This window comes from Mycobacterium botniense (assembly GCF_010723305.1).
Lineage (GTDB): Bacteria > Actinomycetota > Actinomycetes > Mycobacteriales > Mycobacteriaceae > Mycobacterium > Mycobacterium botniense.
This window is the reverse complement of record NZ_BLKW01000004.1, coordinates 1,486,720-1,507,505: the sequence shown is the minus strand read 5'-3', so window position 1 is coordinate 1,507,505 and position 20,786 is coordinate 1,486,720. Positions and strand designations below refer to the sequence as shown.

The following is a 20,786-nucleotide window of genomic DNA, read 5'->3' as shown; positions in this document are numbered from 1 at the left end:
GATGACGACCTCGGTGGCGCCGCTCGACCTCGCTGCGCTTCGCGCTGACTTTCCCATTCTGCAGCGCGTGATGCGCGGCGGGAAGCCGTTGGCGTACCTGGATTCCGGGGCGACGGCCCAACGTCCGGTGCAGGTGCTCGACGCCGAGCGGGAATTTCTCACCACCTCCTACGGGGCAGTGCACCGTGGTGCACACCAGTTGATGGAGGAATCCACCGACGCCTACGAGCAGGGGCGCGCCGACATCGCGGCATTCGCCGGCGCCGACGCCGACGAGGTGGTGTTCACCAAAAACGCCACCGAGGCACTAAACTTGGTGTCATATGCGTTCGGCGACAACCGCTTCGAGCATTCCGTCGGGCCCGGCGATATCATCGTCACCACTGAGCTGGAGCACCATGCCAATCTCGTCCCGTGGCAGGAGCTCGCCCGGCGCACCGGAGCCACCCTGCGCTGGTACGGCATCACCGACGATGGCCGCATCGACCTGGATTCGCTGGAACTCGACGAGCGTGTCAAAGTCGTTGCATTCACCCATCATTCGAATGTGACCGGCGCACTGGCCCCGGTCGGCGAACTGGTCGCCCGCGCCAAAGCCGTCGGCGCGTTGACCGTGCTCGACGCTTGCCAGTCGGTGCCGCACCAGCCGGTCGACTTCCATGCGCTCGACGTCGACTTCGCTGCATTTTCGGGCCATAAAATGCTGGGCCCCAACGGTATCGGCGTCCTCTACGGCCGCCGCGAGCTTCTCGCCGCGATGCCACCGTTCCTCACCGGCGGCTCGATGATCGAAACGGTGAGTATGCAGGCGAGCACCTACGCACCGGCGCCGCAACGGTTCGAGGCCGGCACGCCGATGACATCGCAGGTGGTCGGTCTGGCCGCGGCGGCACGGTATCTGGGTGGCATCGGTATGGATACCGTCGAAGCCCACGAACGCCGGCTGGTCGCGGCTGCGCTCGAAGGGTTGTCGGGTATCACGGGGGTGCGGATCGTCGGACCAGTGTCGACGGAAAACCGCGGATCGCCGGTGTCGTTCGTCGTCGACGGTGTGCATGCGCACGACGTCGGTCAGGTGCTCGACGACGACGGTGTCGCGGTGCGCGTCGGGCACCATTGTGCATTGCCGCTGCACCACAGATTGGGCCTGGCGGCCACGGTGCGAGCGTCGTTCGCGGTCTATAACACCTTCGAGGAGGTGGAACGCCTGGTCGCTGGCGTACGGCGGGCAGTGGACTTTTTCGGCGGAGCGTGAACCGTGCGGTTGGAGCAGATCTATCAGGACGTGATCCTCGATCACTACAAGCATCCGCAACACCGCGGTCTTCGTGAGCCGTTCGATGCGCAGGTGTACCACGTCAACCCGCTCTGCGGCGACGAGGTCACCCTGCGGGTCACGTTATCCGGCGGCGAGCACATCGCTGATGTCTCCTATGACGGGCAGGGGTGTTCGATCAGCCAGGCGTCCACCTCGGTGCTCACCGAGCAGGTGATTGGCCGAAGCGTGGGTGAGGCGCTGAAGACCGTCGACGCGTTCACCGAAATGGTGTCCTCGCGTGGCACCGTGGCGGGTGATCCGGATGTCCTGGGTGACGGGATCGCATTCGCCGGGGTGGCCCGATATCCGGCGCGGGTGAAATGCGCGCTACTCGGATGGATGGCCTTCAAAGACGCGCTCATGCAGGCGACTGGCGACTTCAAGGAGGTTGACGATGAGCGACATTGCAGCAGCGGATAACGACTTGCTCGCCGAGGTCGAGGAGGCGATGCGTGATGTCGTCGACCCCGAATTAGGCATCAACGTCGTCGATTTGGGACTGGTCTACGGCCTGAACGTGGAGCACAGCGGGGAGGGAACCGTCGCGCTCATCGACATGACACTGACCTCGCCGGCCTGCCCGCTGACCGATATCATCGAAGACCAGTCGCGGACCGCGCTGATCGGCAGCGGACTGGTCGACGATTTGCGCATCAACTGGGTGTGGAACCCCCCGTGGGGGCCGGACAAAATCACCGACGAGGGCCGCGAGCAGTTGCGTGCTCTCGGGTTCACCGTGTGATCATCTTCCGAGCGAAGCCGTCCGGCAGGGTTTGTCCGGGCCGGAGGTGCTGACGCCGGCAAGGCCCGCGACGGGCGCGCCGGTCACCTTAGCCGCCGTGGCCGTGATGCTGTTCGCCCGGCTGCGGGCAGCCGCCGTCAGTGGCCTGGCGCACCGTGACGGTCGTCGCCTGCAGCGCGCCGCCGGCTCCTGCGGTTCCCCGCGCGACGATGCACGTGCCCTGCGCGATCGCTTGCGCGGTGGCCGTTATCTGCTTGGTGTATGTCGTTGCGTCGGTGACGGTCACGGTGGTCTGCGAGGCGTCGGGGCCGGTGACGGTGATGGTGTTTCCGCTGACCGAGGCGACAGTGCCCTGGACGGCCGGATGCCTGGCGGGTGCTCTCGACGACGGAGCCGACGGCGTGGTAGCCGACCGTGCCGGCGGTTGTTTCGGCTGCCGGCACTGGCCGTCGGCAGCCGGGCTCACCTGCACGGATTGTGCGGTGATCGCGGTGCTGTCGTGGGTGCTCTCCCGGGTGGGCCGCACCTTGACGCAGCTGCCGGCGGTGACGTCGGTCAGCTGCGCCGGGGTGATCTCGGTGACCGTGGTCGACGGGGTCAGATCGACGGTGGCGGACCCGCTCTGTTGCCGGATCTGGATGGTGCTGCCGGACACCGCCGCGACCAGGCCCGCGACCTGCTGCCGTCCCCGCGCCGGGGAGCTCGCCGGGCTTGCTGACGGGGCAGGTTTATTCGATGTACCGCACCCGGCCAGAGACAGGGCGATCGCCGCAGCGATCGTGAGACTGGTGAGTCGAGCGGGTCGGCGGGTGCGGCACATCGTGGGCATCAATTCTCCGATCGTGGGGTTGGCCGGTGCGGATGCCGGCAGTAGGGCGGGTTTCACCCTCGGTGGTGAAGCTATCAGCCGCTGTTAAGCTGTGAAAGCGCTGTGTATGCGCCCGGGTGCGCTGAGAAGGCGCTCTCCGGAACACACATGATCTGCTCGTCGCCGGTGTCGATGGTGCGGGCGATCTGCGACGTCACCTGCTCCACCGCCTGGCCGCGGTCGCGGACGATCTTGCGGAAAAACTTGCGGAAAAACTTGCGGAAAAAGAAGTCCAGCGCCTGGATGGCGGTGGTGCCCTCGTAGAGCGAATCGATCGTGGAATCGCGGATGTACTGTTCGATCGGGTAATCGGCCACATAGCCCGACCCGCCCAGTGTTTGCAGCGACTCGGTCAACATTTCCTAAGCCCGTTCTGAGCCCGCCCCCTTGACCGCCGGGAACAGCAAATCGGCCATGCTGCGCGCCATGTCCGGATCTGTCCCCGAAACATCAGGCTGCGACGCGCATCCGGGTGGGCGATGATCGCCACGCGCGGTGCGGTGCTGCACGACGAGCGAGTGGATCCCGATGCGCGGTTAGGCGGTGGCGTCGCGGGCGCCCAGGCGCAGGTGCTCGATGTGATAGACGGCTTCATCGAGCAGCGCGGCAACGTGGTTGTCGTAGAGACGGTAAACGATGTTGCGGCCGTTGCGGTCTCCGCACACCAGGCCGAGGTTGCGCAGCAGCCGAAGCTGGTGTGAGACGGCGGGCTGTTCCATCCCGACCGCGGCGGACAAGTCGGTGACCGAACACGGCGATTGCCGCAACCGGGTCAAGATGAGCAAACGGGTGGGGGAGGCCAGGGCCTGCAATGTCTCGGCGACCGGGCCCGCCGCGGCGGCGTCGAGGATGGCCGGCGGGGTGTGTCCTTGCACACCATGTCCCATACGCCAATTCAAGCACAGGAGCGCAAATAGATACATGCATGTAGATCTCGACATGTATACACTTATGAGCTGATTTCGCCATCTGTGACGAGGCTGCCGGCATGACCTTGACTACCGTCGACCAGACGCGGCATGATCGCCGGCCGGCCGGCTGGTGGGGTGCGGTGCGCGGAGTGGGCTCGGTGCGCTGGGCGGTGACCGCGCTGGTGCTGTTCGCGGCCGGCCTGGCCGCCCAGTTGGGTGGTACCCCCGCGACGGTGTGGTGGGTGCTGTATGTGTCCTGCTCTGTCACCGGTGGTTGGGGACCGGCACGGGCAGGTGTGCGCGCGTTGCGCGACAAGACGTTAGACGTCGATCTGCTGATGGTCGTCGCAGCGGTCGGCGCCGCCGCGATCGGTCAGATTTTCGAGGCTGCTCTGCTGATCGTCATCTTCGCCACGTCGGGTGCGCTCGAAGACGTCGCCACCAAACGCACCGAGGAGTCGGTTAAGGGCCTGCTCGACCTCGCGCCGGACCGCGCCGTGGTGCTCGACGACGGCGGCCGTGGGCGGGTGGTGCCCGTGGCCACACTGACAGTGGGCGACCGGGTGCTGGTGCGCCCCGGAGAGCGCATCTCCGCGGATGGCGTCGTGGTCTCCGGCTCCTCGGACGTCGACCAGTCCTCGATCACCGGTGAGGCGCTGCCGGTGCCCAAGGCCGGGGGTGACGAGGTGTTCGCCGGCACCCTCAACGGGTCGGGGGCGCTGCAGGTCGTGGTCACCCGGGACCCGTCGCACACCGTTGTTGCCCGCATCGTGGAGCTGGTGGCCGAAGCCTCGGCGACCAAGGCCAAAACCCAGCTGTTCATCGAGAAGGTCGAGCAGCGCTACTCCGTCGCCATGGTGACGGCCGCAGTCGCCCTGTTCGCTATTCCGCTGCTGCAGGGTGTGCCGTTGCAGCCGGCGTTGTTGCGGGCCATGACGTTTATGATCGTGGCCTCCCCGTGCGCGGTCGTTCTGGCCACCATGCCGCCCCTGCTGTCGGCGATCGCCAACGCCGGCCGTCATGGTGTGCTGATCAAATCCGCGGTTGTCGTCGAGCACCTCGCCGACACCTGCATGGTGGCGTTGGACAAGACAGGAACCCTGACCTGCGGCGTGCCGCGGCTGTGCGCCGCCGAACCGCTGGATCCTGATCGCGTTGACGGGCACCGTCTGCTGCAACTGGCTGCCGCCGCAGAGCAATCCAGCGAACATCCGCTCGGGCGGGCCATTGTGGAGGCGGCCCGGGAGCGGGGGATCAGCGTGCCGGCCGCCGACGACTTCCGCGCGTTGCCGGGCTGCGGGGTCCGCGCCGTGGTGCAGGGCCACCAGGTCGAGGTCTGCAGTCCACGCTTTGGCCCGCGAATAGCGGCTCGCCAGCTGGCGCAGATTCACGACAGCGGGGCCACCGCCGCGCTCGTCCTGCTGGATGGCCTCCCGGTCGGTGTGCTCGGACTCACCGACCAGATCCGCCCCGACGCCGCCCGCGCGGTCACCACACTGACCACGCTGAGCTGTGCGCCGCCGGTGTTGCTGACCGGTGACCATGCCCGTGCCGCCACGCACGTTGCCCACCACACCGGCATCAGCGATGTCCGCGCCGCATTGCTGCCTGAGCAGAAAGTCGACGCCGTGCGCGGCATGCAGGACGGCGGTCACCGGGTGCTCGTGGTCGGTGACGGCGTCAACGACGCCCCGGCCATGGCCGCGGCCCGCACCTCGGTGGCGATGGGCGCCGCCGGCGCCGACCTCGCCCTGCAGACGGCCGACGGCGTCACCGTCCGTGACGAACTGCATACCATTCCGACGATCATCGCGCTGGCCCGCCGGGCGCGGCGGTTGGTGATCGCCAACCTCGTCATCGCGGCCACGTTCATCGTGGTCCTGGTGACCTGGGATCTGGTCGGGAACCTGCCGCTGCCGCTCGGAGTGGCCGGTCACGAGAGTTCCACCGTGATCGTTGCCCTCAACGGCATGCGGATGTTGACCAACCGCGCCTGGCGGCGCGCGTCGACTGCGCGCTAAGCGGCTGACGGCGGGAATTCAACCGCGGCTTTCCGGGCCGCGCCGAACTACGGGAACAAGTGTGGTGCCCGAAGGCGTTGGGCTGAGGATGACTACCCGAGATCTCACTGCCGCAGAGTTCGCTGACACCATCCACAACAACGACATCGTCCTCGTCGACTTTTGGGCGTCCTGGTGCGGGCCGTGCCGCGCGTTCGCGCCCACGTTTCAGGCCTCGTCGGAGAAGCACCCTGATGTCGTGCACGCCAAGGTCGACACCGAAGCCGAACAGCAATTGGCTGCGGATGCCGAGATCCGGGCAATCCCCACGCTGATGGCATTCAAAAAGGGCAGGCTGGTGTACAACCAGGCCGGCGCATTGCCACCGGCCGCGTTGGAGGATTTGGTGCAGCAGGTCAAAGCCTTTGACGTCGATGCTGCCATCGCTGCCGAGGAGGATCAGGTCTGATCCGCCCGGGCCCGGTGCACAGCCCGGTCCCGGCGGCGGTCGGTCGGTTACCGTTCAACGGTGAACTTCGTCCTCGTTGAACACCCCCGGCCCGCGGTCGCGCTGATCACCCTCAATCGGCCCGAGCGGATGAACTCGATGGCGTTCGATGTGATGGTGCCGCTCAAACAGGCACTGCAGGCGGTCACCTACGACAATTCCGTGCGAGTGGTCGTGCTGACCGGAGCGGGCAGCGGGTTCTCGTCCGGCGCCGATCACAAATCCGCCGGGGTGGTGCCGCACGTGGAGGGACTGACCCAGCCGACTTATGCGCTGCGCTCCATGGAGTTGCTCGACGACGTCATCCTGGCGTTGCGCCGGTTGCATCAACCGGTGATCGCCGCGGTCAACGGCCCGGCTATCGGTGGCGGGCTGTGTTTGGCGCTGGCATGTGATATCCGAATCGCCTCAACGAAAGCCTATTTCCGGGCCGCCGGCATCAACAACGGGCTGACAGCCAGCGAACTGGGGCTAAGTTATTTGCTGCCCAGGGCGATCGGATCCTCACGGGCGTTCGAGATCATGCTGACCGGACGCGACGTTGACGCCGACGAAGCCGAGCGGATCGGGCTGGTGTCGTGCCGGGTGCCGCCGGAGCAGCTGCTGGACACCTGCTATGCGATGGCCGCGCGTATCGCCGCGTTCTCGCGGCCCGGGGTCGAGTTGACCAAACGCACACTGTGGAGTGGGCTGGACGCCGCTAGTCTGGAGGCACACATGCAGGCCGAAGGCCTCGGGCAGTTGTTCATCCGCTTGCTCACCGGCAACTTCGAGGAAGCAGTTGCTGCACGTGCCGAGAAGCGGCCACCGATATTCACCGACGACAAGTAACAGGAGATAACGCGTGTGATCACCGCAACGGACCTCGAGGTCCGCGCCGGCGCACGCATCCTGCTCTCGTTTAGCGGTGCGGCACTGCGGGTCCAGCCCGGTGACCGCATCGGGCTGGTGGGACGCAACGGGGCCGGCAAGACCACCACGTTGCGCATCCTGGCGGGAGAGACCGAGCCGTATGCGGGGTCGGTGACGCGCAGCAGCGAAATCGGTTATTTGCCACAAGATCCCAAAGAAGGCGATCTGGAAGTCCTGGCCCGTGACCGGGTGCTGTCAGCGCGCGGTTTGGACACTCTGCTCACCGAGATGGAAAAACAACAGGTGCTGATGGCCGAGGTTGCCGACGATGGCGACCGCGACCGTGCGATTCAGCGCTACGGCGAACTCGAGCAGCGATTCGCGGCCTTGGGCGGCTACCGCGCGGAAAGCGAAGCGAGCCGAATCTGCGCGAACCTCGGGCTGCCCGAACGGGTCCTGACCCAGCCACTGTGCACGCTGTCGGGTGGGCAACGCCGCCGGGTGGAACTGGCACGCATTCTGTTCGCCGCCACGGACACCGGCTCGAACATGGCGTTGCTGCTCGACGAGCCGACCAACCACCTCGACGCCGACTCACTGAGCTGGCTGCGAGATTTCCTGCGCGCACACACCGGCGGACTGGTGGTGGTCAGCCACAATGTCGATCTGCTCGCCGACGTCGTCAACCGGGTCTGGTTCCTAGACGCGGTGCGCGCCGAGGTGGACGTGTACAACATGGGCTGGCAGACATACCTCGATGCGCGCGCGACCGATGAACAACGCAGACGGCGGGAGCGCGCCAATGCCGAACGCAAAGCTGCGGCGCTGCGCACCCAGGCCGCGAAGTTGGGCGCTAAGGCCACCAAAGCCACTGCAGCCCAGAATATGTTGCGGCGTGCCAGCCGGATGATCGCCGCACTCGACGACGAGCAGGTCGGCGAAAAAGTAGCCCGGATCACATTCCCCACACCGGCCGCCTGCGGACGGACGCCGCTGATCGCCGAGGGCCTGACGAAGACCTACGGGTCGCTCGAAGTGTTCAGCGGTGTCGATCTGGCGATCGAGCGCGGCTCACGGGTAGTGGTGTTGGGGCTTAACGGGGCAGGCAAGACGACACTGCTGCGGCTGCTGGCCGGTGTCGAGAAACCTGACACGGGGGTGCTGCAAGCCGGCCACGGTTTGAAGATCGGTTATTTCGCGCAGGAGCACGACACGATCGACGGCGATGCGACGGTATGGCAGAACATCGTCCACGCCGCCCCGGACTCCGGCGAGCAGGATTTGCGCGGCCTGTTGGGGGCCTTCATGTTCAGCGGTCTGCAGCTCGACCAGTTGGCCCGCACCCTTTCCGGCGGGGAGAAAACCCGGCTGGCGCTGGCGGGGCTGGTGGCATCGACCGCCAACGTGTTGTTACTTGACGAGCCGACGAACAATCTCGACCCCGCCTCCCGCGAGCAGGTGCTTGACGCGTTGCGCAGCTATACCGGCGCAGTGGTGCTGGTGACGCATGACCCGGCGGCGGCCGAGGCCCTCGATCCGCAACGCGTCGTGTTGCTGCCCGACGGCACCGAAGACTACTGGTCGGACGAGTACCACGATTTGATCCAGCTGGCCTGAGAGCTGCCGCAAGCGTTTTCGGTCAAACGGCCCCGCCGTCGACGATGGCTTCCTACGCTATGTGACTTGGGTCCTGTTGAACGGGGAGGCGGAAGTTCAATGAGGAAGTCGAAAAAGACCCGTGAGCAGTTGGTTGCCGAGTTGCGCCATGCCTACGAGGGCGGCGCCAGTATCCGCAAGCTGGTGGCCTCGACCGGCAGATCATACGGTGCCATTCACAGCATGCTGCGCGAATCCGGTGTCACCATGCGCAGCCGCGGCGGCCCCAACCACCGGACCCGATCCCGGTAGACCGCAGTCAGTCCCGGCGAGCGTGCGCGTCTGCACACGACACGCCGGGGCAGGGTGGCGTTCTGTGCACTCTGGGCGGCAGACCTAAACCCGCCGTAGCGAGTTTTCCACCAGATCAAGGACAGTGGCCAGGCGCTGCGGGTCCTCACCGGAAGCCAACCGGGCCACCAGTCCATCCAGGACGAGCTCCAGGTAGCACTGCAACACCTCGCTGGAGATGTCGTCGCGCAGTCGGCCGGCCCGCTTCTGGCGACGCAATCGCTCGGTCGTCGCCGCCGCCAGCCCGGCCGAGCGCTCGGCCCATCCGCGGCTGAATGCCGGGTCGTTGCGGAGTTTTCGGGCGATCTCCAGCCGGGTGGCAAGCCAGTCGAACTCCTCGGGTGCGGCGAGCATGTCGCGCATGACCTGGATGAGACCTTCGCGGGAGGCGACATCGGCCATCCGCTGGGCATCCTCGCGGGCCAGCTCGAAAAACAGCGTGTCCTTATCGCGGAAATGGTGGAAAATTGCGCCGCGCGACAAACCGATCGCCTGCTCCAGGCGGCGCACCGTGGCCCGGTCGTAGCCGTATTCGGCGAAACAGCGGCGCGCGCCGTCGAGGATCTGCCGTCGGCGTGCCGCCAGGTGGTCCTCGCTGACCCTGGGCACGGGGCCGTGCTAACCCGTCTTCAGCATGGTGCGCAGCACGTACTGCAAGATGCCGCCGTTGCGGTAGTAATCGGCCTCGCCGGGGGTGTCGATGCGCACCACCGCATCGAACTCGACCGGGCTGGCGCCGTCTTTACTGGCCTTGACGTGCACGGTCTTCGGCGTCTGGCCGCGGTTGAGCGCCTCGATGCCGGTGATGTCGAACACCTCGGTGCCGTCGAGTCCCAGTGAGGCGGCGGACTTGCCGTCAGGGAACTGCAGGGGGATCACGCCCATGCCGATCAGATTGGAGCGGTGGATGCGCTCGAAGGATTCGGCGATCACCGCCCGCACACCCAATAGCAGCGTCCCCTTGGCCGCCCAGTCCCGTGACGAGCCCGACCCGTACTCTTTGCCGCCCAGGACCACTAGTGGAATCTTCTTGGCCGCATAGTTTTGCGCGGCGTCGTAGATGAACGCCTGCGGACCGCCCGGTTGGGTGAAGTCCCGGGTATACCCACCGGTGACTCCCTCCGCTATCGCGTCGAGCAGCAGATTGCGCAACCGGATGTTGCCGAAGGTCCCGCGGATCATCACCTCGTGATTACCGCGCCGCGATCCATAGGAGTTGTAGTCGCGGCGTGCCACCCCATGCTCGTCGAGATACTGCGCGGCCGGAGTGCCCGGTTTGATGCTGCCCGCCGGGGAAATGTGGTCGGTGGTCACCGAATCACCCAACAGGACCAGCACCCGGGCCCCAGTGATGTCGTGCACCGGCTGCGGCTCGGCGGCCATCCCGTCGAAATAGGGAGGTTTGCGCACATACGTCGAATTCGGATCCCAGGCAAAGGTGTTGCCGCTCGGGGTGGGCAGGTTGCGCCAGCGCTCGTCACCCCTGAACACATCGGCGTAATTCTTGGCGAACATCTCGGAGTTGATCGCCGAGGCGATGGTGTCGGAGACGTCCTTTTGCGAGGGCCAGATGTCCCGCAGATAGACGTCTTTACCGTCCTTGTCGCGGCCCAGTGGCTCGGTCTCGAAGTCGAAGTCCATGGTTCCGGCCAGCGCGTAGGCGATCACCAGCGGCGGCGACGCGAGATAGTTCATCTTCACATCGGGGTTGATCCGGCCCTCGAAGTTGCGGTTGCCCGACAACACGGCGGCCACCGCAAGGTCGTTGTCGTTGATGGCCTTCGAGATCTCTTCGGGCAGCGGACCGGAGTTGCCGATGCACGTCGTGCAGCCGTAGCCAACGAGGTAGAACCCCAGCTTCTCCAGATACGGCCACAGCCCGGCCTTTTCGTAGTAGTCGCTGACCACCTGCGAACCGGGTGCGATCGAGGTCTTCACCCACGGCTTGGAGGTCAGGCCCTTTTCGACGGCGTTGCGGGCCAGCAGTGCCGCACCCAGCATCACCTCCGGGTTGGAGGTGTTGGTGCACGAAGTGACAGCAGCGATCACCACCGCGCCGTGGTCGAGCACGAACTCGCCCCGCTCGGCAGAGCGGACCGGCACCGGGTTGGTGGGGCGGCCGTTCGCATTGGCGGCCGCCGATTGCACCGCGGCTCCGTCGTCGTCAGCGAACGACAGCTGGCCGGGGTCACTGGCCGGGAAGGTCTCCTCGACAACCTCGTCGAGTTTGGAATGGGGCCCCGGCTGGGGTTGGCCGCCGATGTAACCGCGAATCTGCTTGCGAAATGTCGATTTCGCCTCTGACAGGGCGATCCGGTCCTGTGGGCGCTTGGGTCCCGCGATCGAGGGCACGACATCGGACAGATTGAGCTCCAGATATTCGGAGAATGCCGGCTCATGGGCAGGGTCGTGCCACATGCCCTGTTCCTTGGCGTAGGCTTCCACCAGCGCCACCTGCTTAGGGTCGCGCCCAGTGAACCGCAGATAGTCGAGGGTTTCCTGATCGATCGGGAAAATTGCTGCGGTGGAACCGAATTCGGGGCTCATGTTGCCGAGGGTCGCGCGGTTAGCGAGCGGCACTTCGGCCACGCCCTCACCGTAGAACTCGACGAACTTACCGACCACGCCATGTTTTCGCAACATCTCGGTCACCGTCAGCACGACATCGGTGGCCGTCACGCCCGGCCGGATCTCGCCGGTCAGCTTGAAACCGACCACCCGCGGGATCAGCATCGAAACCGGCTGACCGAGCATCGCGGCCTCGGCCTCGATACCGCCCACTCCCCAGCCGAGCACACCCAGGCCGTTGACCATCGTGGTGTGCGAGTCGGTGCCCACACAGGTGTCGGGATACGCCACGCCGTCGCGCTCCATCACGACCCGCGCCAGATATTCGATGTTGACCTGGTGCACAATCCCGGTGCCCGGCGGTACCACTTTGAAATTGCGGAAAGCGCCCTGACCCCAACGCAAAAACTGATAGCGCTCACCATTGCGCTGGTATTCGAGCTCCACATTGCGTTCGAAAGCGTCTGGGCGGCCGAATAAGTCGGCGATCACCGAGTGGTCTATGACCAGGTCGGCCGGGGCCAGCGGGTTGACCTTCTCGGGATCCCCGCCAAGGTCCGCGATGGCCTCGCGCATGGTGGCCAAGTCGACGACACACGGCACGCCGGTGAAATCCTGCATGACGACACGCGCAGGCGTGTACTGGATTTCGACGCTGGGTTCGGCCCGGGGATCCCAGTGTGCGATCGCCTCGACATGGTCCTTGGTGATGTTGCTGCCATCCTCGTTACGCAGCAGGTTCTCGGCGAGCACTTTGAGGCTGTAGGGCAGCTTTTCGATGCCGGAGACCGCGTCGAGCCGATAGATCTGATAGCTGGTGTCCCCGACGTCAAGGGTGCTGCGCGCTCCAAATGAGTTCACCGAATCTTTGCTGATCACATCAACTCCCGGGGGTCGAGGTCTCATCGTCGACGGGTTCTGCCGACGATCCCGTGCCACTTTAACAGTACGCCCGTACTGCATTGCGTGCGGCACCGTTCACGACACGTGTACCCAGTCTTGTCGGGCCCGGGCGGGGTTTCCAGCCGCGCGGTGACGGGCACAGGGCCGACCTGGTGGGCTGCCGATCTCGCCCGCACCGCCGGGCGGTCGCGTACGGTGCTTGCAGACACGTGAGCTCCGCAGGGAAGGATGCGATGACCGAGCATGCTTCGTTTGTCCCGGTACCGGGACCACAGACCATCCCGTTTCTGCCGGCCTATATCCCGCAAGACATCGACATGACGGCGATCAAGGCCCAAGTGGCCGCGGAGGGTGTGAGTGCACCACCGGCCGTCGTGCCTGAGTTGCTTCAGGTGGTCAACGAAGCCCGCGACGATGGCATCAACCTCAAAATCGTGGTCATCGACCACAACCCGCCAATTGATACGCCACTGCGCGATATCGCCACCGTGGTGGGCGCCGACTACAAAGACGCGACCGTTTTGGTGCTCAGTCCGTCCTACGTCGGCACCTACAGCACGCAGTTTCCCAGGGTGACGCTGGAAGCCGGCGAAGATATTTCCAAGACCGGCAACCCGGTGCTCTCGGCGCACAACTTTCTGAACGAGCTGAACGCTCCGGAGTTTCCCTGGAGCGCATTGACCATCGTGTTGCTGGTCGTGGTGCTCGCGGCCGCGGTAGGCACCCGGATCATGCAGGTGCGAAGCGCACGCTCGCCCCTGGCCGCCGACGGCAGTGTGCCGGGAGCCGACGACCCCGCGCGCACCGGGTAATCGGCGGCCCACCGCGCTGGTCGCGTTCACCTCGCAGCCCGCCGAGCAATCGGCGAGGTCACTTTTCGGTCACAGGCGCTTAAATACCCGCGCGCAAGGTGTGACTAATGTTTCTTCCGGGTCAGATGTGACGTACGGTGCAGTTGATGCCTGTGTAATAAGTCGCGCTTCCAGTGACTGTTGGGGCAGTACCGTCCGTCCGCGCTGAGCCAGAGGAGACCCGAGTCGAATGAGACGCCCGCGCCGCGGCTCCCGTGTCCGGCTGGCGGTTGGGTTCGTGCGCGCTGCCACGTCGCTGGCATTGGCCGTGGCGCTGCTGGCGTGCACGCCCGGATTGGCCGCGGCTGATCCGGGTCCGGACACGGTGGCGGCCCTGGTGGCCGACGTGGCTCGGGCCAACCAGCGCTTGCACGAGCTGGCCGCGGCGATCGAAACGGAACAGGAAGCCGTCAACAAGGCGCTCGTCGACGTGCAAACTGCCCGGGATAACGCCGCGGCCGCGCAGCACGACGTCGAGGTCAGGCAACAAGAAGTCCACGACGCTAACACCGCCATTGCCGCCGCCCAGCGCCGGTTGAACTCGTTCGCGGCGGCCACCTATGTCAACGGCCCGCCCAGCAGCTACCTGACCGCCAGCGGCCCCGACGACATCATCGCCACCGCGGCCGCGGGACGGACCCTGGCCGCCACCTCCCAGCAGGTGCTCACGGCTCTGCAGCGGGCACGGACCGAGCAGGTCAACAGGGAATCCGCAGCCCGGCTGGCTAAGCAGAAAGCCGACAAGGCCGTCGCCGACGCACAGGCCAGCCAGGAGGCTGCGGTCGCGGCACTCACGGACACCCAGCGAAAATTCGGCGAACAGCAAAAAGAGGTCGAGCGCCTGGCCGCCGAACGCGATGCGGCGCAGGCCAGGCTCGACGCGGTACGCAACGCGTCGGCACGCAGTGCAGGGGGTGCGCCGCCCCCGGCTGACCGCTGGGATTCGCCGGGCGCGGCAGGCCCGCCGGGACACCGCGCCGGCCAGTGGGACGGTGAGTGGGATCCCACCCTGCCGATGGTTCCCAGCGCCAACGTCCCGGACAACCCCATCGAAATCGTCAACGGGGTACTGCGGATGTCGGCGACATCGGCGCAGGTCACCGCCGACATGGGTCGCAAGTTCCTGCAAAACGTGGGCATCCTTCGGCCCGACGACACCGGCATCACCAATGGCCGTATCCCGCGGGTGTACGGCCGGCAGGCCTCCGAGTACGTCATCCGCCGGGGGCTCTCCCAGGTGGGAGTGCCGTACTCGTGGGGCGGCGGTAACGCTGCAGGTCCGAGCCGGGGGATCGGTTCCGGTGCCGACACGGTCGGCTTCGACTGCTCGGGCTTGATCCTGTACTCGTTCGCCGGCGTGGGCATCAAACTGCCGCACTACTCGGGATCGCAGTACAACCTCGGCCGCAAGATCCCATCGGCACAAATGCGTCGCGGTGACGTGATCTTCTACGGCCCCGGTGGCAGCCAGCACGTGACCCTCTATCTCGGCAACGGCCAGATGCTCGAAGCGCCCGACGTCGGATTGCGGGTCAGGGTTGCGCCCGTGCGCACCGGCGGGATGACACCCTACGTAGTTCGCTACATCGAGTTTTGACGGTGAATGCCTATGCGCTGCAGACAGTTTCGCCTGGTCACGCTGATCTTGGCCGCCCTGGCGGCGATCGCTGTGCTGATCGGGCCGGCGGGTCCGGCGGCTGGTGACGATGCCGCGTGGGATCCCACATTGCCCGCGGTGCCCAGCGCGGGTGCGCCCGGAGATCCCGTCGCCATCGCCAACGCCTCGATGGCGGCCACCGCTCAGGCCACCCAGACCACCTTGGAGCTGGGCCGGAAGTTCCTGGGCAGTCTCGGAATCAACCTCGGCGGCAGCCCCGTCAACAACAACAACAACACCAGCCCGAGCCGCATCCCAAGGGTCTACGGGCGGCAGGCAGTCGAATACGTCATTCGCCGCGGAACATCACAGCTGGGGGTCCCCTATTCGTGGGGCGGCGGCACGCTCAACGGTCCCAGCCGGGGTGTGGATTCCGGCGCTGACACCGTCGGGTTCGACTGCTCGGGGCTGACCCGATACGCGTTCGCCGGGGTTGGTGTGCTGATCCCGAGGTACTCCGGTGACCAGTACAACGCCGGCCGGCATGTTCCGCCGGCACAGGCCAAGCGCGGCGACCTGATCTTCTACGGCCCCGGCGGCAGCCAGCATGTCACGCTCTACCTGGGCAATGGCCAGATGCTGGAGGCGTCCAGCATCGCCGGCAAAGTCATCGTCAGCCCGGTGCGCACGGAGGGGATGACGCCCTATGTCACCCGGATCATCGAATATTGAGCCGCCGGTGACGTACGGTGCCCACCCCGGCCGGGAGATGGGCTTTCTCACGACGCGTGTCGTCGCTCCGCGGTGCCACGTCGACGGAATCGCAGCGGCCTGGAATAGTTGAACCGAGGCATGTCGCTGCCCCGGACACCGGCCGGTGTCCGATAGGACTGTGGAGGATTGTCGATGACATCAGCAGGTGGGCTGCCCCAGGGCGCCAGTGGTTTTTCCAGCCCGAGTGGGGCCTCACCATCGCCGGCGCACGCGGCGCCGTCGAGCGGCGGCAATGGCCTGGCCGCAGAGGTGCACACCCTGGAGCGGGCCATCTTCGAGGTGAAGCGGATCATCGTCGGGCAGGACCAGCTTGTGGAGCGGATGCTGGTCGGGCTGCTGGCCAAGGGGCATGTGCTGCTCGAGGGTGTTCCCGGCATCGCCAAGACGCTGGCGGTGGAGACCTTCGCGCGCGTGGTCGGCGGGTCGTTCGCGCGGATCCAGTTCACACCCGACTTGGTGCCCACCGACATCATCGGAACCCGCATCTATCGGCAGGGCAGAGAAGAGTTCGACACGGAACTCGGTCCGGTGGTGGCAAATTTCATCCTCGCCGACGAGATTAACCGGGCACCGGCCAAGGTGCAGTCGGCGCTGCTGGAGGTCATGGCCGAACGCCACGTGTCCATCGGCGGCAAGACGTTTCCGATGCCCAACCCGTTTTTGGTGATGGCAACCCAGAACCCGATCGAGCAGGAGGGGGTCTACCCGCTGCCGGAGGCGCAGCGTGACCGGTTCTTGTTCAAGCTCAACGTCGGCTATCCCTCCCCGGAAGAAGAGCGGGAGATCATCTACCGGATGGGGGTAACCCCGCCGCAGCCCAAGCAGATTCTGAACCCCGGCGATCTGCTGCGGCTGCAGGAGATCGCGGCCAACAACTTTGTGCATCATGCGCTGGTCGACTATGTGGTCCGGCTGGTCACCGCCACCCGCCAGCCCGAACAGCTCGGCATGAATGACGTCAAAAACTGGGTCGCTTTCGGTGCCTCTCCCCGGGCGTCGCTGGGCATCATCGCGGCCTCGCGGGCACTGGCGCTGGTGCGCGGCCGTGACTACGTCATCCCCCAAGACGTGATCGAGGTCGTTCCCGACGTGCTTCGCCACCGGTTGGTGCTCACCTATGATGCGCTGGCCGACGAAATCTCCCCGGAGATCGTCATCAACCGGGTGCTGCAAACGGTTGCCCTGCCGCAGGTGAACGCCGTTCCGCAACAAGGTCATTCGGTGCCTCCGGTGATGCAGGCGGCGGGAGCGGTTGGCGGTCGGTGACCGAATCGAAGACGCCGGCGGTCGTGCATCCGCCGTCTTTGCAGCGCGGCGAGATCGGCGACCCGAAGCTCTCAGCGGCGCTGAAAACCCTTGAGCTCACCATCAAACGCAAGCTCGACGGCATCCTGCACGGTAACTACCTCGGCCTGATCCCGGGTCCGGGGACCGAACCCGGGGAGTCGCGCCTGTATCAGCCCGGTGACGACGTCCGACGGATGGACTGGGCGGTCACGGCGCGCACCACACATCCGCATGTGCGCCAGATGATCGCCGACCGCGAACTGGAGACCTGGCTGGTGGTCGACATGTCGGCCAGCCTGGACTTCGGCACCGCGGTGTGCGAGAAGCGTGATCTGGCAGTCGCGGCTGCGGCCGCCATCGCATTCCTCAACAGCGGCGGCGGCAACCGGCTGGGTGCGGTGATCGCCACGGGCGCGACGATGACCCGGGTCCCGGCCCGCTCCGGGCGTCAGCACCAGCAGACGGTGTTACGCACCATCGCGACCACACCCAAGGCGCCGGTCGGCGTGCGCGGTGACCTCGCGATGGCCATCGACGCGCTGCGCCGGCCCCAACGGCGCCGCGGGATGGCGGTCATCATCAGCGACTTCCTCGGCCCGATCAACTGGATGCGTCCGCTGCGCGCGATCGCGGCCCGCCACGAGGTGCTGGGCATCGAAGTGCTCGACCCCCGTGATGTCGAGTTACCGGATGTCGGAGATGTCGTTCTGCAGGACGCCGAAACCGGCGTCACCCGCGAGTTCACCATCGACGCCCAGTTACGCGACGACTTTGCCCGGGCTGCGGCGGCTCACCGCGCCGACGTATCCCGCACCATCCGCGGCTGCGGAGCACCGTTGTTATCGCTGCGCACCGACCGCGACTGGATCGCCGACATCGTCCGTTTCGTCGCCTCCCGTCGGCGTGGGGCGCTGGCGGGACGTCAGTGACATGACAGGTCTGCTATGACGCTGCCAGTGCTCGGGCCGATGACCCTGTCGGGGTTCGCGCACCCGTGGTTTTTTCTGTTCCTGCTGGTCGTGCTCGGTGTGGTGGCGCTGTACATCATCATGCAGGTGGCGCGGCACCGGCGGATGCTGCGATTCGCCAACATGGAGCTGCTGGAAAGCGTCGCTCCCAAGATGCCCACCCGGTGGCGGCATTTGTCAGCGATTCTGCTGGTGGTGTCGTTGCTGCTGCTCACCATCGCGATGGCTGGCCCCACGCACGACATCCGGATTCCCCGCAACCGCGCGGTCGTGATGCTGGTGATCGATGTGTCGCAGTCGATGCGGGCCACCGACGTCGAGCCCAACCGCATGGAGGCCGCCAAAGAGGCCGCTAAGGAGTTCGCCGACGAGCTGACACCGGGCATCAATTTGGGGTTGATCTCCTACGCGGGCACCGCGACCGTGCTGGTGCAACCGACGACGAACCGGGCAGCGACCAAGGCGGCGCTGGACAAGCTGCAGTTCGCCGACCGTACCGCCACTGGCGAAGGCATTTTCACCGCGTTGCAGGCCATCGCCACCGTCGGGGCGGTGATCGGGGGTGGTGACACGCCGCCGCCGGCCCGTATCGTGTTGTTCTCGGACGGTAAGGAGACGGTGCCGACCAACCCGGACAACCCCAAGGGAGCCTTTACCGCAGCGCGCACCGCCAAGGACCAGGGCGTGCCGATCTCGACGATTTCGTTCGGCACTCCCTACGGATTCGTCGAGATCAACGGCCAGCGCCAGCCGGTGCCCGTCGACGACACCACCATGAAAAAGGTCGCCGAACTATCCGGCGGAAACGCCTACAACGCCTCCAACCTGCAAGAGCTCAAACAGGTCTACGCCAACCTGCAGCAGCAGATCGGCTACGAGACGATCAAAGGTGACGCCAGTGTCGGCTGGCTGCGGTTGGGGTCGCTAGTGCTGGCGGTGGCGGCGGTGGTGGCACTGCTGATCAACCGCCGGCTGCCCACCTGAGTTTCGCGAACGCAGATGTCACCGCTGGGCGCGGTGCAGCCGATTTCGGCGGTGCAGCGGTGAGGCGATAAGTTGTCCGGGTGACTGATGTTGCTACCGCGAAGGCCACCGAAAACCGCGCCGAGACTGCCGGCCTCGCCGAGGGCGGCAAACCACCGTTTGTGTCCCGCTCCGTGCTGGTCACCGGCGGCAACCGGGGGATTGGGCTCGCGGTGGCGCGTCGGCTGGCCGCCGACGGGCACAAGGTGGCGGTGACGCATCGGGCCTCGGGTGCCCCCGAGGGACTGTTCGGGGTCGAGTGTGACGTCACCGACTACGACGCCGTCGACGCCGCATTCACTGCGGTTGAGGAGCATCAGGGCCCGGTGGAGGTGCTGGTCGCCAACGCCGGCCTCAACTCCGACATGCTGATCATGCGGATGACCGAAGAGCAGTTCTTGAAGGTCATCGACGCTAACTTGACCGGTGTCTTCCGGGTAGCCAAGCGGGCGTCGCGCAACATGGTCAAAAAGCGCTTCGGCCGCTACATCTTCATGGGGTCGGTGGTGGGGCTCACCGGTTTACCCGGTCAGGCCAACTACGCCGCGTCCAAGGCGGGTCTGGTCGGGATGGCCCGTTCCCTGACTCGCGAGCTGGGGTCGCGCTCAATCACCGCCAATGTGGTGGCCCCGGGCTTGATCGACACCGATATGGTGCGCGCGATGGATCCCAAGTACCAGGAGACCGCGCTGCAGGCGATCCCGTTGGGACGTATCGGTAAACCAGAGGAGGTCGCGGGTGTTGTCAGCTTCCTGGCCTCCGAAGACGCCGGATATATCTCAGGTGCGGTGATCCCCGTCGACGGTGGCCTCGGGATGGGCCATTAACGGCGGGCACCCTGACATCGAGGACGGTTATGGCAGGACTGTTGGAAGGCAAACGGATCCTCGTCACCGGGATCATCACTGACGCGTCGATCGCGTTCCACATTGCCCGGGTGGCTCAGGAACAGGGCGCGCAGCTGGTGTGCACGGGGTTTGACCGGCTGCGGTTGATCGAGCGCATTCTTGGCCGGTTGCCGCAGAAACCACCGCTGCTGGAACTCGACGTCCAAAACGACGAGCACCTGGCCACACTCGCCGATCGGGTGATTGAGGTCATCGGTGAGGGCAATCAGCTCGATGGTGTGGTGCATTCGATCGGTTACATGCCCTCCAGTGGGATGGGTCTGTCGCCGTTCCTCGATGCCCCCTTCGAGGATGTTGCGAAAGGTATTCATATTTCGGCGTATTCCTACGCGTCGCTGGCTAAAGCGTTGCTGCCGATCATGAGTCCGGGCAGCGCCATCGTCGGCATGGACTTCGACCCGAGCCGTGCCATGCCGGCCTATAACTGGATGACGGTGGCGAAAAGCGCGCTGGAGTCGGTGAACCGGTTCGTGGCGCGCGAAGCGGGACGATACAAGGTTCGCTCGAACTTGGTTGCAGCAGGCCCGATCCGGACGCTGGCGATGAGCGCGATTGTTGGTGGCGCGCTTGGCGAACAGGCCAGCGATCAGATGCGGTTGCTCGAGCAGGGATGGGACCAGCGGGCGCCGATCGGCTGGGACATGAAGGATGCCACACCAGTCGCCAAGACGGTGTGCGCGGTGCTGTCCGACTGGCTGCCGGCTACCACGGGTGACATCATCTACGCCGACGGTGGTGCGCACACTCAATTACTTTGAACA

The 20,786-nt window shown here is 65.9% G+C and carries 19 protein-coding genes and 2 pseudogenes; 16 read left to right on the top strand and 5 right to left on the bottom strand.

Features of this window, described 5'->3' with window-relative positions:
- The first annotated feature begins 1 nt into the window (after nt 1).
- From G6N08_RS16920 to G6N08_RS16910, 3 genes are read left to right on the top strand one after another with little or no spacing between them, the layout of a single operon-like run.
- The gene (locus G6N08_RS16920; protein WP_163759153.1) at nt 2-1,255 is read left to right on the top strand and encodes a cysteine desulfurase; all 1,254 of its coding nucleotides are present in this window, start codon (nt 2-4) and stop codon (nt 1,253-1,255) included.
- A gap of 3 nt (nt 1,256-1,258) precedes the next feature.
- The gene (gene sufU, locus G6N08_RS16915) at nt 1,259-1,738 is read left to right on the top strand and encodes a Fe-S cluster assembly sulfur transfer protein SufU (protein WP_163759150.1); all 480 of its coding nucleotides are present in this window, start codon (nt 1,259-1,261) and stop codon (nt 1,736-1,738) included.
- Nucleotides 1,713-2,060 carry a metal-sulfur cluster assembly factor gene (locus G6N08_RS16910; RefSeq protein ID WP_163759148.1) on the top strand — a complete coding sequence of 116 codons (348 nt, stop codon included), beginning with the start codon at nt 1,713-1,715 and terminating at the stop codon, nt 2,058-2,060. Before sufU ends, G6N08_RS16910 begins: the two co-directional genes overlap by 26 nt.
- Nucleotides 2,061-2,148: 88 nt before the next feature.
- On the opposite strand, the gene G6N08_RS16905 is transcribed toward G6N08_RS16910, so the two are convergent.
- From G6N08_RS16905 to G6N08_RS16895, 3 genes and pseudogenes are all read right to left on the bottom strand, one after another.
- The gene (locus G6N08_RS16905; RefSeq protein ID WP_163759147.1) at nt 2,149-2,715 is read right to left on the bottom strand and encodes a DUF5666 domain-containing protein; all 567 of its coding nucleotides are present in this window, start codon (nt 2,713-2,715) and stop codon (nt 2,149-2,151) included.
- A gap of 323 nt (nt 2,716-3,038) precedes the next feature.
- Nucleotides 3,039-3,448, bottom strand: a pseudogene (locus tag G6N08_RS16900) (acyl-CoA dehydrogenase family protein); the annotation flags it as partial.
- A gap of 16 nt (nt 3,449-3,464) precedes the next feature.
- Nucleotides 3,465-3,815, bottom strand: coding sequence for an ArsR/SmtB family transcription factor (locus G6N08_RS16895; RefSeq protein ID WP_163759146.1), 351 nt, complete (start codon nt 3,813-3,815; stop codon nt 3,465-3,467).
- A 101-nt stretch (nt 3,816-3,916) separates the two neighbouring features.
- Between G6N08_RS16895 and G6N08_RS16890 the strand changes: the two genes are divergently transcribed.
- The 5 genes and pseudogenes from G6N08_RS16890 to G6N08_RS16870 all read left to right on the top strand — a co-directional run bounded on the left by G6N08_RS16890 (nt 3,917) and on the right by G6N08_RS16870 (nt 9,107).
- A complete protein-coding gene (locus G6N08_RS16890) occupies nt 3,917-5,860 on the top strand; it encodes a heavy metal translocating P-type ATPase (protein ID WP_163759145.1) in 1,944 nt (647 codons plus the stop codon).
- A gap of 88 nt (nt 5,861-5,948) precedes the next feature.
- Complete coding sequence (trxA, locus tag G6N08_RS16885) at nt 5,949-6,308, top strand: thioredoxin (protein WP_163759144.1); 360 nt, start codon at nt 5,949-5,951, stop codon at nt 6,306-6,308.
- A 42-nt stretch (nt 6,309-6,350) separates the two neighbouring features.
- Nucleotides 6,351-7,178: pseudogene (locus G6N08_RS16880) on the top strand (enoyl-CoA hydratase); the annotation flags it as partial.
- Nucleotides 7,179-7,193: 15 nt separating this feature from the next.
- Entirely contained in the window at nt 7,194-8,816 is a 1,623-nt protein-coding gene (locus G6N08_RS16875) for an ABC-F family ATP-binding cassette domain-containing protein (protein WP_163759142.1), read from the top strand.
- 99 nt (nt 8,817-8,915) lie between these two features.
- Nucleotides 8,916-9,107 carry a helix-turn-helix domain-containing protein gene (locus G6N08_RS16870; RefSeq protein ID WP_163759141.1) on the top strand — a complete coding sequence of 64 codons (192 nt, stop codon included), beginning with the start codon at nt 8,916-8,918 and terminating at the stop codon, nt 9,105-9,107.
- A gap of 84 nt (nt 9,108-9,191) precedes the next feature.
- On the opposite strand, the gene G6N08_RS16865 is transcribed toward G6N08_RS16870, so the two are convergent.
- Nucleotides 9,192-9,755: a TetR/AcrR family transcriptional regulator gene (locus tag G6N08_RS16865; RefSeq protein ID WP_163759139.1), complete on the bottom strand. Its 564-nt coding sequence runs from the start codon at nt 9,753-9,755 to the stop codon at nt 9,192-9,194.
- 9 nt (nt 9,756-9,764) lie between these two features.
- Nucleotides 9,765-12,590: an aconitate hydratase AcnA gene (gene acnA / locus G6N08_RS16860; protein ID WP_163760796.1), complete on the bottom strand. Its 2,826-nt coding sequence runs from the start codon at nt 12,588-12,590 to the stop codon at nt 9,765-9,767.
- Nucleotides 12,591-12,850: 260 nt separating this feature from the next.
- On the opposite strand from acnA, the gene G6N08_RS16855 reads away from it, so the two are divergent.
- The 8 genes from G6N08_RS16855 to inhA all read left to right on the top strand — a co-directional run bounded on the left by G6N08_RS16855 (nt 12,851) and on the right by inhA (nt 20,783).
- Nucleotides 12,851-13,429 carry an Rv1476 family membrane protein gene (locus G6N08_RS16855; protein ID WP_163759137.1) on the top strand — a complete coding sequence of 193 codons (579 nt, stop codon included), beginning with the start codon at nt 12,851-12,853 and terminating at the stop codon, nt 13,427-13,429.
- A 229-nt stretch (nt 13,430-13,658) separates the two neighbouring features.
- Entirely contained in the window at nt 13,659-15,065 is a 1,407-nt protein-coding gene (gene ripA / locus G6N08_RS16850) for an NlpC/P60 family peptidoglycan endopeptidase RipA (protein ID WP_163759136.1), read from the top strand.
- A gap of 12 nt (nt 15,066-15,077) precedes the next feature.
- Nucleotides 15,078-15,797: an NlpC/P60 family peptidoglycan endopeptidase RipB gene (gene ripB, locus G6N08_RS16845; protein ID WP_163759133.1), complete on the top strand. Its 720-nt coding sequence runs from the start codon at nt 15,078-15,080 to the stop codon at nt 15,795-15,797.
- 174 nt (nt 15,798-15,971) lie between these two features.
- Nucleotides 15,972-17,105 (top strand): chaperone MoxR1, encoded by a 1,134-nt coding sequence (gene moxR1, locus G6N08_RS16840; protein WP_163759131.1) that lies wholly within the window; start codon nt 15,972-15,974, stop codon nt 17,103-17,105.
- The gene (locus G6N08_RS16835) at nt 17,102-18,055 is read left to right on the top strand and encodes a DUF58 domain-containing protein (protein WP_163759129.1); all 954 of its coding nucleotides are present in this window, start codon (nt 17,102-17,104) and stop codon (nt 18,053-18,055) included. Before moxR1 ends, G6N08_RS16835 begins: the two co-directional genes overlap by 4 nt.
- A gap of 15 nt (nt 18,056-18,070) precedes the next feature.
- Nucleotides 18,071-19,078, top strand: a complete 1,008-nt coding sequence (locus tag G6N08_RS16830) for a VWA domain-containing protein (protein WP_163759127.1) — start codon at nt 18,071-18,073, stop codon at nt 19,076-19,078.
- Nucleotides 19,079-19,158: 80 nt separating this feature from the next.
- Nucleotides 19,159-19,944, top strand: a complete 786-nt coding sequence (gene fabG1 / locus G6N08_RS16825) for a 3-oxoacyl-ACP reductase FabG1 (RefSeq protein WP_163759125.1) — start codon at nt 19,159-19,161, stop codon at nt 19,942-19,944.
- 29 nt (nt 19,945-19,973) lie between these two features.
- The gene (gene inhA, locus G6N08_RS16820) at nt 19,974-20,783 is read left to right on the top strand and encodes an NADH-dependent enoyl-ACP reductase InhA (protein ID WP_163759123.1); all 810 of its coding nucleotides are present in this window, start codon (nt 19,974-19,976) and stop codon (nt 20,781-20,783) included.
- Nucleotides 20,784-20,786: the final 3 nt, after the last annotated feature.

Excerpts from the sequence above, each read along its gene's own strand:
- G6N08_RS16920 (WP_163759153.1), top strand. The coding sequence starts at position 2 with ATGACGACCTCGGTGGCGCCGCTCGACCTCGCTGCGCTTCGCGCTGAC.
- G6N08_RS16910 (WP_163759148.1), top strand. The coding sequence starts at position 1,713 with ATGAGCGACATTGCAGCAGCGGATAACGACTTGCTCGCCGAGGTCGAG.
- G6N08_RS16895 (WP_163759146.1), bottom strand. The coding sequence starts at position 3,815 with ATGGGACATGGTGTGCAAGGACACACCCCGCCGGCCATCCTCGACGCC.
- G6N08_RS16890 (WP_163759145.1), top strand. The coding sequence starts at position 3,917 with ATGACCTTGACTACCGTCGACCAGACGCGGCATGATCGCCGGCCGGCC.
- trxA (WP_163759144.1), top strand. The coding sequence starts at position 5,949 with ATGACTACCCGAGATCTCACTGCCGCAGAGTTCGCTGACACCATCCAC.
- G6N08_RS16870 (WP_163759141.1), top strand. The coding sequence starts at position 8,916 with ATGAGGAAGTCGAAAAAGACCCGTGAGCAGTTGGTTGCCGAGTTGCGC.
- G6N08_RS16855 (WP_163759137.1), top strand. The coding sequence starts at position 12,851 with ATGACCGAGCATGCTTCGTTTGTCCCGGTACCGGGACCACAGACCATC.
- ripA (WP_163759136.1), top strand. The coding sequence starts at position 13,659 with ATGAGACGCCCGCGCCGCGGCTCCCGTGTCCGGCTGGCGGTTGGGTTC.
- ripB (WP_163759133.1), top strand. The coding sequence starts at position 15,078 with ATGCGCTGCAGACAGTTTCGCCTGGTCACGCTGATCTTGGCCGCCCTG.
- moxR1 (WP_163759131.1), top strand. The coding sequence starts at position 15,972 with ATGACATCAGCAGGTGGGCTGCCCCAGGGCGCCAGTGGTTTTTCCAGC.
- G6N08_RS16830 (WP_163759127.1), top strand. The coding sequence starts at position 18,071 with ATGACGCTGCCAGTGCTCGGGCCGATGACCCTGTCGGGGTTCGCGCAC.
- inhA (WP_163759123.1), top strand. The coding sequence starts at position 19,974 with ATGGCAGGACTGTTGGAAGGCAAACGGATCCTCGTCACCGGGATCATC.